This is a genomic window from Streptomyces sp. NPDC007189, from assembly GCF_040703635.1.
In the GTDB taxonomy this organism is placed as follows: domain Bacteria; phylum Actinomycetota; class Actinomycetes; order Streptomycetales; family Streptomycetaceae; genus Streptomyces.
On the sequence record NZ_JBEYEY010000009.1, the window covers coordinates 314,778 to 328,303 of the forward strand.

Consider the following 13,526-nt stretch of genomic DNA (forward strand, 5'->3'; position numbering starts at 1 on the left):
CCAAAACCCCCGAACTCACCCGGAAACCCTTTGAGCTCCGGTCCCTTCAAGCCGTGAGCACCCTACCCGTGCCACACGCACGTCTACGCAACAGGCATAGTAGGGGGCGGGTCTGACAGTCGAGTCACCAGAGGCAACCGAGGGCGGGGGACGGATCTTCACAGGTCCCCCATGGCTCCGCAACGGGGAGAGAGCGGACACAGATGGCATCACGGCGGGACGAACTCAACGCCTACACCTTCGCGAAGCGCCGTACGCTCGCAGCTTTCCTTCAGCCCTCGCCCTCCGGCTCGGAGGAGGGCGCCCCCAAACCGCTGGGCGCCCTGGTGCCCGGCCTCGTCGTCGGCGTCGTCATCCTCGCGGTGTTCGGCGCGATCGGCATGTTCAGCCCGACGGCGCCCAAGGGCTGGGACGACCCGGAGAAGCACGTCATCGTCGCCAGCGAGTCGACCACCCGGTACGTCGTGCTCAAGACGGGCAAGCAGGTGCAGCTGCACCCGGTGCTCAACATGGCCTCCGCCAAGCTGCTGTTGAGCCCCGAGAACGACAGCGTCATCACCGTCGACGAGAAGGTCCTGGACAGCGGCAAGCCCCCGCACGGCGTCACCATCGGCATCCCCTACGCCCCCGACCGCCTGCCCTCCCCGGGCGAGGCCTCGGCCGCCAAGCGCTGGGCGGTCTGCGAACGCCCCGGAGCCGGCGGCCGCGCCATCCAGAAGGCGGCCTTCGTCCTCGCCAAGAAGGAATGGGCCAAGACGGAGGGCCCGAACCGGCTCACCGGCGGCGACCTGATGTACGTCGTCGCCCCGGACGGCAAGACGCAGTACGTCGTCGACGCGCACGGCACGGCCTACCCGATCGCGAACCCGGACGACAAGGAACTGCTCAAGGCCCTCGACACCCAGGGCCGCGCCCCGCAGCGCGTCTCCCAGGACTGGCTCGCCACCCTCCAGAAGGGCGACGCCGTCTCGATCCCCCGTGTCCCGGGCACGCCCGGCACGAAGGCCGGCGCCGGCCTGCCTGCCGAGTACGACAAGGTCGGCGAGGTCATCAAGGCCTACGACGGCCACATGCTCCAGTACTACGTCGTACTCCAGGGCAAGGTCGCCCGCATCTCCGAGTTCACCGCGACGCTCCTGCTCAACAGCGGACAGCTCGTCAACGTCGGCCAGGCAGGCGAGGCGCAGAAGGTCAGCCCGGGCGCGGTGGCCGACAGCACCACGTTCCAGGGCGACCGGAACTGGCCGACGTACCGGCCCAGGATGGTGAACGACGGCTCCAGCGCCACCAGCGGCCGCAACACCGTGTGCAACGTGCTGCGTTCGGTCGGCGCCAAGGGCCGGACCACCCTGTCGACCTGGGTGGGCCGGGACTTCCCCGCCCAGCTGCCCACCGGCTCCTCCAGCGGGTACGTCACCCCCGGTTCCGGCCAGCTCTACCGCCAGTTCCAGGGCACGGAGACCTCGGTCGGCGGCGTCTTCCTGGTCACCGACACCGGCCTGCGCTACGCCCTGCAGTCCAACAGCGACAGCGACAGCGACAGCGAACGCATCGGCACCAACGCCAAGAAGCGCAAGGAGGAGCTGCAGGAGGCGAAGATCGCCCAGACCCACCTCGGATACGAGAACGTCAATCCGAGCCCCGTCCCCGTGGAGTGGTCGACCTTCCTGCCGACGGGCCCCCGTCTGTCGGAGGCGGCGGCGCGCCAGCCGCAGGGTTCCTGACGGCCGGGCGGAGGAGAACGCAATCATGCTGAAGGCAAGGACGCACCGCGCCAGGATCTCGGGCCCCGCCGCGCGAGCGACGACCCTGGCCGCCGCGCTGGCCCTCACCGCCACGACCACGGTGCTCGCCCTCCCCGCGGCCCCGGCCCGCGCCGACGACGGCCAGTGCACCTTCCCGTCGAAGCCGTACGCGGGCCGGCCGTGGGCGCTGCAACGCGTCAACCTGGACGAGCTGTGGGCGATGTCGACCGGCAAGGGCGTCCGGGTGGCCGTGATCGACACCGGCGTCGACGTCAAGAACCGGCAGCTCACCAAGGCGGTGGACGCGTCCCGGGGCAAGAACCTGCTGCCCGCCAAGAACTCCAAGGGCGAGAAGATCGACCGCGGCAACAACTCCGGCACCACGGACACGGTCGGCCACGGCACGCGCGTGGCGGGCATCATCGCCGCCCGCCCGATGAAGGGCACGGGCTTCGTCGGCCTGGCCCCGGACGCGACGATCATCCCGATCAAGCAGAACGACGCCGAGGGCGACGGCACCGCGAACACCCTGGCCCAGGCGGTCATGGACGCGGTCCACGCGGGCGCGGGCGTCATCAACATCTCCCAGGACACCGCCAACGCGCTCAACCCGCAGAACTCCACGCTGAAGGACGCCATCGACTACGCCCTCGCCCACAAGGTCGTCGTGGTCGCCTCCGCCGGCAACGACGGCCTCGGCGGCAACGTCAAGGTCACGTACCCGGCGTCGTACCCGGGGGTCCTGGCCGTGGCGGCATCCGACCGCAACAACGAACGCGCGCCCTTCTCGCAGTCCGGGGATTTCGTGGGGGTCGCCGCACCCGGTGTCGACATGATCTCCACAGTCCCCGGCGGCGGCCACTGCTCGGACAACGGCACCAGCTTCTCCGCCCCCTATGTGGCGGGCGTCGCGGCCCTGCTGAAGGCCAAGTACCCCGACTGGACGGCCCAGGAGATCGTCGCGCAGATCGAACAGACCGCGGAACGCTCCATCCCCGGTCACGACCGGCTGGTGGGCTGGGGTGTGGTGGACCCGGTGAAGGCGCTCACGGACGTGGACCCGGAGCACCCCGTCCAGTCCCCGCAGCCCGAGGGCGGCGTGTCCAGGGCCGAGGCCCCGGACGTCACGCCGCTGCACTTCGGCGAGACGGCGCAGGAACGCGACAGCCGCATGGCCGCCTACGTGGTCGTGGGCGTCCTGGTCCTGGTGGCCGGCCTGAGCGGTACGGCGGTGGCGGTCCGGGACGCGCGGCGCAGGCGCGAAGGGCGGCTGGAGACCGGCCGGTGAACACACTGGACAAGCTGAACGTCCTGCTCCTGTTCGCCTCCGCCGTGCTCCTCGCCATGGCGTGCGTGAAGGCGGACCGGGTACGAGCCTGGCGCGAACGCCTCAACCCCTCGGCACCGGAGCTGCCCGACGCCGCCTTCGTCTGCGCCCGGGTCGTCTTCGTGGCCCTCGCCGCCTGCGGCGTCTACACCGCCGTCCAGGGCTTCGGCGTGTCCGACGGCCAGTCCTGGGACGACAAGGAGCTGACGAGCGCGGTACGGCAGGCCACGGACGACCTGGACGGCTACCGGTTCACCGTCGACGACTCCGGCACCCCGCTCTACTTCGACGACTACGCGTCCCTGCTCGAGCAGAAGGTCACCGAACACGGCGGCGCCGACGCCCCGCAGTACGGCGTGACCGCCACCCCGTCCGACACCGACACCCCCGCCCACGCGAACCTCACCGTCACGGCCGACGGCACGGACACAACCTTCTGCACTCACATCGAACGCACCCGCTCCAAGAAGGACGACTACTCCCCACCGGGCCTCTACGGCGGGGACAGCTCACTGACGTATCGGGGTTACCGGATCGCTGTGAGGTCGGGGGAGGGGCGGTGCTGATGAGGGAGTGCTGATGGGGGGGGAGTGGCGGGGGAGCGTTGAGGCGGGGGCCGACGGGGGAGTTGCCGGGGACGGTGGGGCGAGCGGCCGACGGGGGGTGTTGTCGCGGGAGAGCCGGCTGGGGAATGCAATCGCCGGAAAGCTCGGCGGATTGCTGACGTAGGGGACCAACGGGAGTGCTGTCGCGGGAGAACGACGGAGGAGTGCTGTATGGCGGACGGGGTGGCGTCGGGAATGCGGGCTTCCGCTTGGCCGCAGTTGTCTGGGGAGGCGGGCACTGTCGCGGCCGAGTCGCCGACCGCTGCTGCTCCATGGAGTACGGAAGCGCGCCGCAGAGCCGTACCGAGGGGACGTGTGTGTGAACTCTGCGAAGATCGCGCAACGACGGCGCACGGGCAGGAGCGGCGGCGCCCACGATGGGTCGACGCTCCCGAGCGCGCAGGGCCGGCCACTTGTGCCACCGCCGCCGATCGCTCGCAAACCGGGCAAATCGCGACGCCTGAAGCGGTCTCGTAACCGAGTCAACACATATGCAGCTTGGACCCGTTGAGCAGGTTGACTAGAGTGGTCAAGTGCTGTGAGTCGCGGCTCGCTGGGTGATCACACGGCGAGCGAGCGAGTGATCGGTCCCGATCCGGTCGGGATCGATGGACGTACGGGGAAACGGGGAGGAGCGTCGTGCTTCCGGCAGACATGGTGGGGGGCGTGTCGGCGACCAGGGCGGCGAACCTGGAAGCCAGCAGTGAGGCGCTGGATACGTTCGTGAAGCGGGTGGACAGCGTCCTGAAGACCCTTGAGGGGTCCGCCGGCAACCCGGCGAAGGTCGGGGCTCAGACGATCAGGCAGACGTCACTGACGTCCGGTGGGCCGGACATCTTCCCTGAAGCGCACGGTCTGTACAACCAGTACAAGCGGGTCCATGACGAGCTGACGCAGCTGTCCAGGAACCTCCATCTGCAGATCGAGGCGATCGGTATCGCGGTACAGGGTGCGCGCATCGGCTTCGACAATCTCGAAGAGGAGCAGCGTCAGCGATTCTGGGCTATCCAGGCTGAGGTCGGGAAGAGTCAGGACGCAGCGGACGGCAAGCAGCGCACGGGCACCGGCACCAAGGTGAGGGCGTGACGATGACCGACAAGCACGACGCCGATCTGCAGCGAGTCGGCAATCAGAACAAGGCCACAGACTGGGTTCGTGGTTACGAGAGCAGTCCGCACAGCGGATGGCTTCTCGGAGTGTTTGACACGGCGATCAGGGCCACGCCCATCGGGCAAGGGGTAGCCGGTCGGACCGACTTCGGCCGTCTCGACCTCCCTCTCAACAGGATGATCGACCTGGTCGAGCAGACCGATCCGGAGGATCTCGAATCCTCCGGGAAGGCCTTGTGGGATGCGCGCGACGCCATCAAGGCGGCAGCCGACGAGTTGGACGGCCACATCCAGAAGGTCCACTGGGTCGGTGAGTCGGGTGACTCATTCCGCGAGTGGGGCGGCACGCTCGTCACGCACACCCACTACTTGAGCGAGTTCGCCGGAGCCGCGGGCGACCAGATCACGGCTGCCGCCGTGGGGCTTGCCGCTGTCCGTGGAGCCATGCCGGCTCGTGACACGGAGGGGAACCGGAAGCGCCCGGATACGTTCACGGCAGCTGAGAAGGCGGCGGACAAAGAGGGGTACGCCACTGCCGTAAAGGTGGAGAAGGACCGCCAAGAGGCGATCAACCAGATGAACCGGTTGGCGTCGTACTATGCGGTGTCCGAAGAGGTGCTGTCGTCCTTGCCCGACGAGGACAAGAAGCCGACGTTCACTTCCATGCCCAACGTGGGGGTTCCCAAGCCCACGAGGAAGTCCGGCCTCACCGCTCCGGTGTCCTCCGCTGGCTCTGGGTCGGCATCGCACACAGGCAGCGGAATGGTGTCCGCGGTCGGCGGCCATCACGTGACGGAGCCGAGTGGTGATGTTCCCACGCACGTCACAAGCCACAGTCCGACGCCCACGCAGCACATCCCCGACAAGATTCCGGACCCCAACCAGCCCGTCGGTACCCACATCGACACCACCGGCACGCTCCCACCGCCCACGACCACCACACCCGGCCCCAGCCACACTCCGCCGGTCACGGGCATGCCTCCCACGCAAAGTGGCGGGCAGCCCAATGTGTTCGACGCCGGTGCATACCGGCTTCCCATGCCCAACATGCCCAATGCCGCTTCGGGCCGGGGCTTGAGTGGCTCTGGTGGCTTTCGTACGCCGTCATCGGCGCAGGGGCGCGCGGGTACGTCCGGTCTGACCGAACCGGGTTCCGGACGGTCCGTGGGCCGAGGCCCCATGGACCAGATGGGACGCGCCACGTCGACCGGACAGTCCGCCGTCAAGGGAACCGGTTCCGGAGCGAGGTCGGCCCCGATGGGACGAGGGGTCACAGGGGGTACGCCCCGGCCCGGGGGCACGGCGGCACAGCGTACGAGCAGCGGGCCGGCCACTGGAGCCGGCCGGTCCAATGGAGTTGTCGGGGGACGGCCGTCCACCACGAATCCGTCGTCGAAGAACGGGTCGAGGATCCCTCGCGGCACGGTCATCGGCGGTGAGGAAGAGAGCAACTCCCGGTCCATCACTGGCCGGCTCGGCCAGCGCGGTGTCTTCGGCATGCCGGAGTCCACGACGCGGACGGGTGCGAGCGCGCCGGGTTCTGCCGCCGCTTCGGGATCGTCCGAGGCCGTCACCGGCAGGCCGAGCGCACGCAACTCCGCGGCAGGTGCTGAGCGCAACGGCATGACCCGTGGTGGTGCCGGCCTCGCCCGCGGTGCCGGCCACAACGGCAAGCCCAGCGACGCTCGGAAGACGGAGGGATCGCCGCGGCCTGACTATCTGGTCGAGGACGAAGAGACACACCTGCCCGAAAAGCCCCGGCGTGATGTGCCGCCGGTGGTCAACTGAGCGCGAGCGAGGACACGAAAGACGATGAAGTCAGGGACCAGTCGACGAGCCGAGCAGGCCATCGTTCACAGAACACGCCGTAGTAGAGGAGTGCGTGCTGTGGCCGCGTTCGTCGGCGCCCTGGCCGCCACGATGGTGGGCCTGGCTCCGAATGCCGCTGCGGACGAGCAGTCGCATCAGTGGTACCTCGGTCCGATGCAGGCCGAAAAAATGTGGAAGGTCAGCACCGGAAAGGGCGTCGAGGTCGCTGTCATCGACACTGGGGTGAACGCGAACACCGCGTCACTCAAGGGACAGGTCTTGGCGGACGAGGTTCCGAAATCGGTCGCTTACCGAGCCACTGACGACTACGACGGCCATGGCACCACCATGGCCGAGCTGATTGCAGGTACGGGAGCGGGCGGCGGCCTGAAGGGCCTGGCGCCCGGGGCGAAGATCATCCCGATCCGCGTCAAGTTCGACGGCATGAAGCGCAGTGCGGAGGAGAAGAAGAAGACGCCTGGTGCCACTGCCGCGATCAGGGCGGCGGCTGACACGGATGCCAAGATCATCAGCATGTCGTTCGGTTCCCCAGGGCCCGACTCCGATGAACAGGCTGCTATCGACTACGCGGCATCAAAGGGAAAGCTGCTGATTGCTGCAGTTGGCAATGACGGTCGGAAGTCAGGCGACACCATTGGTTATCCGGCCGCGGACGCATACGTAGTCGGCGTAGCCGCAGTGGACAAATCACTCACCGTATCGAAGTTCTCCTCCGCCGGGAACTATGTCGATCTGTCGGCCCCCGGCCAGGGATTCCCCGGTTGGTGTGACGCGACCTTCCGCTCGTACTGCGACAACGTGAACGGCACGAGTTCGGCGACTGCGATCGCCTCGGGAGCTGCTGCCCTGATCTGGTCCGCCCACCCCGACTGGACGGTGAACCAGGTGACCCGTGCCCTGATCGACACGGCGGGCCGTACGTGGCCGAAGAACAACCCGAGTAAATACGCCGGGTACGGGCTCATTCGTCCCCGTCTGGTTCTTGCGAACCCGGCCTATAACCCAGGGCCGGCGCACGTCGACCCGCTCGCGAAGGACAACGGCGGCGACCTTCTGGCCAAGTCGGGCTCGTCCACCGCGACTTCGTCCTCCTCCCCTTCTGCATCAACCCCGTCACAAGCCCCGGAAAAGGGTTCAACCGGCGGTACCTCAGCGGCAGGATCAAGCGCGGAATCGTCGAACGACAGCCACTCCACCCTCTGGATCACGCTCGGCGCCATTGCCGCGATCGTCGTGATCGGCGGCGGAGGTGTGGCCCTTATGCGAGCACGACGCGCCAGGTGACGCCCTCGGCTGACAACGGCCATAACGTCCAGTGCACCTCGGACAGGGCAGGCACTGCGTGCTCACCGCTGGAAGCGAAAGCACCAGCGGTGAGCCGAACCCAACAGATCAACAACGGACACACGAAAGGCAGGGCCGACCATGGCCGGCGGAAAGCAGAAGCTCCAAGACGATGCAGTAATCCGGCTGCAGAAGCAGATGCTCGAGAAGTACGAGAACATCCAGAAGCGCGTGCACACGCTTCAGGGCGTCATCGACGGCCTCGAGGGTCAGTGGCAGGGTATCGGCCGTGCCGCGTTCGACAAGAAGCAGCTCGAGATCAACGAGTCGCTGCGCAACATCGGCACCATTCTCGGTGACGTCATCGAGGCCATGACCTCGACGCGCAACATCAAGGACAGCAAGGAAGACGAGGTCCGCGCGGCCGTCAACAAGATCGACGTGCGCGACGGCGCTTCCTCGATCCCGCCGTCCGCCCTCAGCTCCTACTGAGTCGAGCGAGACACAGGACAACCGCCGGGAATCCGGCCCACTCACCAGGCACACACCAGCGAGACGAGGTAAACAGGCATGGCCAACAACGCTGAGGGGCTGTCAGTCACTTATGACGGGCTCGACACCGCGGCGACCAACATCGGTAACCAGGCGAGCCAGCTCGAGCAGGACCTGCACGACCTGCGCGGTCTGGTGGTGAACAGCCTGCAGTACTGGGAGGGCCAGGCCCAGGGCACCTTCCACGAGAAGCTGCAGCGCTGGGACAAGGAAGCCAACGACATCCACCAGGCGCTGGCCGGCATCGGTCACGTCGTCGCCCAGTCCGGCGGTACGTACATGGAAGGCGACAAGAAGGCGGCCAGCTACTTCCAGTAGGGCGAGGCTCGCAGAATCAACTCCAGGGTGGGCGCGCGCGGGAGGCGCCCACCCTGCTGTTGTGCCCAGCCGCAGAAGCCGAGCTGTTGAAGAAGCCGAGCCGTCGAAACTGAAGGACGAAGAAACAGACCTACCCGACAACTCCCAGCGCGCGATGTGCCGCCGGTGGTCAACGCAGCACGAGCGAGGACAGAAGGACGATGAAGTCAGGGATCAGCCGACGAGCCGAGGAGGCTACGGGTCACAGAGCGCCCCACGGTAGACGAGTGGGTGCTGTGGCCGCGATTGTCGGTGCCCTGGCCGCCACGACAGTGGGTCTGGCCCCGACTGCCGCCGCCGACGACGCCCAGTCCAAGCAGTGGTACCTGGGGCTCATGCAGGCCGAGAAGATGTGGAAGGTCAGCACAGGAAAGGGCGTGAAGGTCGCTGTCATCGACAGCGGTGTGAATGCCGACACCTCGTCGCTCAAGGGCCAGGTCCTGACGGACGAAGTCCCGAAGTCGGTCGCGTACGGAGCCACCGACGACTCCGTCGGCCACGGCACGACCATGGCAGAGCTGATCGCGGGTACGGGAGCGGGTGGCAGCCTGAAGGGGCTGGCACCCGGAGCCAAGATCATCCCGATCCATATCAAGCTCGAAGAACTGAAGGACAAGGCGAAGAACCAGAAGACGCCCGACTCCACCGCCGCGATCAGGGCGGCGGCCGACACCGACGCCAAAGTCATCAGCATGTCGTTCGGCACGGATGCCCCTGACCCCAACGAAGAGGCTGCCATCAAGTACGCCGCTGCCAAGGGGAAGCTGCTGATTGCGGCAGTCGGTAATGAAGGCCAGAAAAAGGATGGCGTCATTGGCTATCCAGCCGCGTATCCGTATGTGCTCGGCATAGCCGCGGCGGACAAAACCCTTACCGCCTCGAAGTTCTCCTCCTCAGGGGGCTACGTTGACCTCGCTGCACCCGGGCAGGGATTCCCCGGCTGGTGTGACGCGACCTTCCGCTCGTACTGCGACAACGTGAACGGTACGAGCCCCGCAGCGGCGATCACCTCAGGCGCCGCCGCATTGATCTGGTCCGCCCACCCCGACTGGACGGTGAACCAAGTGACCCGTGCCCTGATCGACACGGCGGGCCGTACGTGGCCGAAGAACAACCCGAGCAAGTACGGTGGTTACGGGCTCATTCGTCCCCGTCTGGTTCTTGCGAACCCGCCCTATAACCCGGGACCGGCGCACGTCGACCCGCTCGCGAAGGACAACGGCGGCGACCTTCTGGCCAAGTCGGGCTCGTCCACCGCGAGTTCGTCCTCCTCCCCTTCTGCATCAACCCCGTCACAAGCCCCGGAAAAGGGTTCAACCGGCGGCACCTCAGCGGCAGGGTCAAGCGCGGAATCCTCGAACGACAGCGACTCCACCCTCTGGATCACGCTCGGCGCCGTTGCCGCGATCGTCGTGATCGGCGGCGGAGGTGTGGCCCTTATGCGGGCGGGACGAGCCAGGTGACGCCCTCGGCTGACAACGGCCAGCAGAGCATGCGCGCGTCAGGGGCAGGACCGAGTACGCGAGGTACCCGGCAGATCGGGCCGTACACGGTCGTCACGCGGCTCGACTCCGGGCTTCCCGCGCAGACCCCCGTGCCCGAACACCGTTTCATCGCCCGCAGCGCCGACGGCGACCGGACCGTACTGGTCAGCACGCCCCTGGCCACGGCCGACCCGCAGCGGTTCATGGCCGAGGCCGACGCCTCCCGCTATCTCCTCGGCTCCTGGGTTCTCCCGGCGGCCGAACTCGCCGCCCCCGGTGAGCAGCCCTGGCACGCCCGTCCCTACGTGCCCGCGCTTCCGCTGCCCATCGCCCTCGCCGTGCACGGCGGCCCGCTGCCCGAGCGGACCGTCCGGGCGCTCGGTGTCGCACTGGCCGAGAACCTCGCCGTCGTGCACGGGCAGAACCTGACCCACGCCGGGCTGTGCCCGGCCGCCGTACTGATCGCCGCAGACGGCCCCCGGCTGACCTGCTTCGGGGCGGTACGGGCCGCGGCGCCGGACGGTGCCGTACGACAAAACGTGCCCGGGCTCGACCCCGGCAGCCTGCCGCCCGAGCAGGCCGCGGGCGGACAGCCACGTCCGCTGGGCGACGTGTACGCGCTCGGCGCGACGCTGGCGTACGCCGCCACGGGGTACACGATGCCGGAGCGTGAGGAACTGCCGGGCGCCCTGCGCTCGCTGATCCCGCGCTGCCTGTCTCGCGACCCGGCCCATCGGCCGCAACTCGCCGACGTGATCGACGAGTTGGCGGAGGGACCCCAGCCGGACGCTCCCGCGGGCTTCGCTCCGCCCTCGCGCGCCGATGCCTTTCTGGTCCCCGGCTGGCTGCCCGCCCGGCTCGTGGCCGCGATCGTCCACCAGTCGGCGTCCGTCCTGGCCGCGGAAGTCCCGCTGCCGGCGCCGGTGCACACACCCTGGCCGCCTGGCGGGGCGCCCTCCACGGCCCCCGTACCCCACCCCAGCCACTGACGACAAGAACCCATGCCGACTCCTCTCACCCACGACGACCCCGTTGCCCTCGGCCCTTTCCGGCTCATCGCCCGGCTCGGCAGCGGAGGCATGGGCACCGTCTACGTGGCACGCTCCGCCGGCGGCCGTACCGTCGCCCTGAAGACCATGCACGCCGCCATCGCCACCGATCCGGCGGCCCGCACCCGTTTCCGGCTGGAGGCGGACGCGGCCCGGGTCATCGGCGACCAGTTCGGGGCACGGGTGATGGACGCGGATCCGCTCGCCGAGACACCCTGGCTGGCCACGGAGTACGTGCTGGGACCCCCGCTCGACGAGGCCGTCGAGGCCGGCGGACCGCTGCCCGAACAGTCCGTACGCGCCCTCGGCGCTGCCCTGTCCTCGGCGCTCGGCCAGCTGCACCGGTCGGACGTCGTACACCGCGACCTCAAGCCGTCCAACATCCTCCTGACCGCCTACGGCCCGAAGGTCATCGACTTCGGCATCGCACGCGCCATCGGCGACGACCGGCTGACCCGGGCCGGCGTCGCCGTCGGCACACCCGCCTTCATGTCGCCGGAACAGGCCACCGGGCAGGACCACGACGCGGCCGGCGACGTGTTCGCGCTCGCCGGAGTGCTGGTGTACGCGGCCACCGGGCGCGGCCCCTTCGGACACGGGCAGGCGGCGGATCTGCTGTACCGGGTGCGGTACGCGGAGGCGGACCTGAGCGGTGTACCGGCCGCGCTGACGCCGGTGCTGGCCCAGTGCCTGGCCAAGGACCCGGCGGCCCGGCCTACCACGGCCCAACTCGCGGCCCAACTCCACGACGGCCAAGGCGAGTTCGCCGACCATCTGCCCCCCGAGCTGCTTGCGGACATCGGGCGCCGGGCCGCCGACGTCTGGCGGTTGACGCCACAGCGGCTGCCGGCGCCGGCGACCGAGGCGGGCCCCACCACGGTCTCCTCGCCGTCCAGCCGAGGCTTGTCGCGCCGCGGGTTCCTGGCGGCGGGCGGGGCGCTGGCGGTGACCGCGGCAGCGGGCGGGGGCGTGTGGTGGTACCGCGGGCATGGCACGGCTCCGGCCAAGAAGGCGCCCCGGCAGACGCGCAATCTCTCCGCGTTGTGGCAGTACGGCGGCAAGGGCGGCATGGAATACGACAACTGGGGGGTGGTCGCCCCTTACCATGCCAACGGGTCCATCTGGCTTCCGCTGAACGCGATCTTCCAGCGCATCAACCCGTCGAACGGGTCGAATCGCAAAATGTTGATGAACGGGAACTGGTGGCAGGTAGCGGTGGCCGACGGCCGGCTGTACATGCTCGACCAGGACTGGGACCACCACGGAAGCGGAACCGCCATGGCGATCTCCACGTGGGACGAGGCCCAGGACTATGTGAAGCCGACCTCCACCCGTCTGGCGGATGCTGATTTCGGCATCCTGCCCAACCAGCTGCTCTGCCTGGCGGACAACGTCGTGTATGTGGCGGTGGGGGCCGGAAAGAAGGCAGAGAACGAGGGTTTCCTGCCCTCGCAGACCTGGACCCTGCGCGCGGCCGACCTCAAGACCGGCAAGACCCTCTGGACGAAGCCGTTGCCGAAGCGGTCGAACAAGAGCGAGCGGCTGCACTTCCTCGCCGCCAAGGTGGCCGGTGGGCGCCTGGTGACCTTCCAGGAGGTCCAGGACAAGAAGCCGCACATCGTCGTACGGGACATCCGCAGCGGAGCCGTGCTGTGGGACAAGCCGTACGACATCGAGGATGTCGACTCCCTCAGGAGCGAGATCGCCGCGGACGACGAGCACATCTACGTCGGTGGTGCGCAACTCCGGGCGCTGCGACTGAGCGACGGCGCCCAGGTGTGGGCGACCGAGAGCGGGCAGCGGTACAGCCCGCCGACGCTGACGAAGGGTGTGCTGTACGCCGTGGGAGAGGGCGTCGGACTGACGGCGGTGGACACGGCGCGCGGCAAGGTCCTGTGGACCGAGGCGACAGCCGAAGTGGACGAGGCGTACACCGGCTGGCAGCCGATCGTCGGCACCCGCTGTGCGTACTACAAGAACGGGTTGCAGCTGCGGGCCGTTTCGCTGTCGACTCACGGCATCGCCCTGACGTACAAGACGACTGCTGTGCAGTTCCACGCGGACACCCAGTCGGGACTGGTGCTCGGCATGGACACCGACTTCATCTCCGCCTACCCGCTCGAGTGACCGCAGGCAGACTGCGGGGCCGGTCGTCATCCGGACCGCCACCCGGAAACCGCTCCG

The 13,526-nt window shown here is 68.5% G+C and carries 11 protein-coding genes; all 11 read left to right on the top strand.

Translation table 11 applies throughout. The features are described 5' to 3' along the window. Positions 1 to 203 precede the first annotated feature (203 nt). Positions 204 to 1,724 (top strand): type VII secretion protein EccB, encoded by a 1,521-nt coding sequence (gene eccB, locus AB0950_RS20885; protein WP_360152838.1) that lies wholly within the window; start codon positions 204 to 206, stop codon positions 1,722 to 1,724. Between the two features lie 25 nt (positions 1,725 to 1,749). After that, a complete protein-coding gene (mycP, locus tag AB0950_RS20890; protein WP_360152841.1) occupies positions 1,750 to 3,033 on the top strand; it encodes a type VII secretion-associated serine protease mycosin in 1,284 nt (427 codons plus the stop codon). Continuing rightward, on the top strand, positions 3,030 to 3,638 hold the full coding sequence (locus AB0950_RS20895) for a hypothetical protein (RefSeq protein WP_366779158.1): 609 nt from the start codon (positions 3,030 to 3,032) through the stop codon (positions 3,636 to 3,638). Before mycP ends, AB0950_RS20895 begins: the two co-directional genes overlap by 4 nt. Before the next feature lie 678 nt (positions 3,639 to 4,316). Next, positions 4,317 to 4,763 carry a hypothetical protein gene (locus AB0950_RS20900; RefSeq protein WP_366779159.1) on the top strand — a complete coding sequence of 149 codons (447 nt, stop codon included), beginning with the start codon at positions 4,317 to 4,319 and terminating at the stop codon, positions 4,761 to 4,763. Between the two features lie 2 nt (positions 4,764 to 4,765). Then, complete coding sequence (locus AB0950_RS20905) at positions 4,766 to 6,574, top strand: hypothetical protein (RefSeq protein WP_366779172.1); 1,809 nt, start codon at positions 4,766 to 4,768, stop codon at positions 6,572 to 6,574. A 132-nt stretch (positions 6,575 to 6,706) separates the two neighbouring features. After that, positions 6,707 to 7,900 carry a S8 family serine peptidase gene (locus AB0950_RS20910; RefSeq protein WP_366779173.1) on the top strand — a complete coding sequence of 398 codons (1,194 nt, stop codon included), beginning with the start codon at positions 6,707 to 6,709 and terminating at the stop codon, positions 7,898 to 7,900. A gap of 141 nt (positions 7,901 to 8,041) precedes the next feature. Further along, positions 8,042 to 8,392 (top strand): WXG100 family type VII secretion target, encoded by a 351-nt coding sequence (locus AB0950_RS20915; RefSeq protein ID WP_360152865.1) that lies wholly within the window; start codon positions 8,042 to 8,044, stop codon positions 8,390 to 8,392. Between the two features lie 78 nt (positions 8,393 to 8,470). Beyond that, the gene (locus AB0950_RS20920) at positions 8,471 to 8,770 is read left to right on the top strand and encodes a WXG100 family type VII secretion target (protein WP_330337472.1); all 300 of its coding nucleotides are present in this window, start codon (positions 8,471 to 8,473) and stop codon (positions 8,768 to 8,770) included. A gap of 374 nt (positions 8,771 to 9,144) precedes the next feature. Continuing rightward, a complete protein-coding gene (locus AB0950_RS20925; protein ID WP_366779174.1) occupies positions 9,145 to 10,272 on the top strand; it encodes a S8 family serine peptidase in 1,128 nt (375 codons plus the stop codon). Between the two features lie 29 nt (positions 10,273 to 10,301). Then, positions 10,302 to 11,282 (top strand): serine/threonine protein kinase, encoded by a 981-nt coding sequence (locus AB0950_RS20930; RefSeq protein WP_366779175.1) that lies wholly within the window; start codon positions 10,302 to 10,304, stop codon positions 11,280 to 11,282. A 12-nt stretch (positions 11,283 to 11,294) separates the two neighbouring features. Then, complete coding sequence (locus AB0950_RS20935) at positions 11,295 to 13,469, top strand: protein kinase (RefSeq protein WP_366779160.1); 2,175 nt, start codon at positions 11,295 to 11,297, stop codon at positions 13,467 to 13,469. The last annotated feature ends 57 nt before the right edge of the window (positions 13,470 to 13,526 follow it).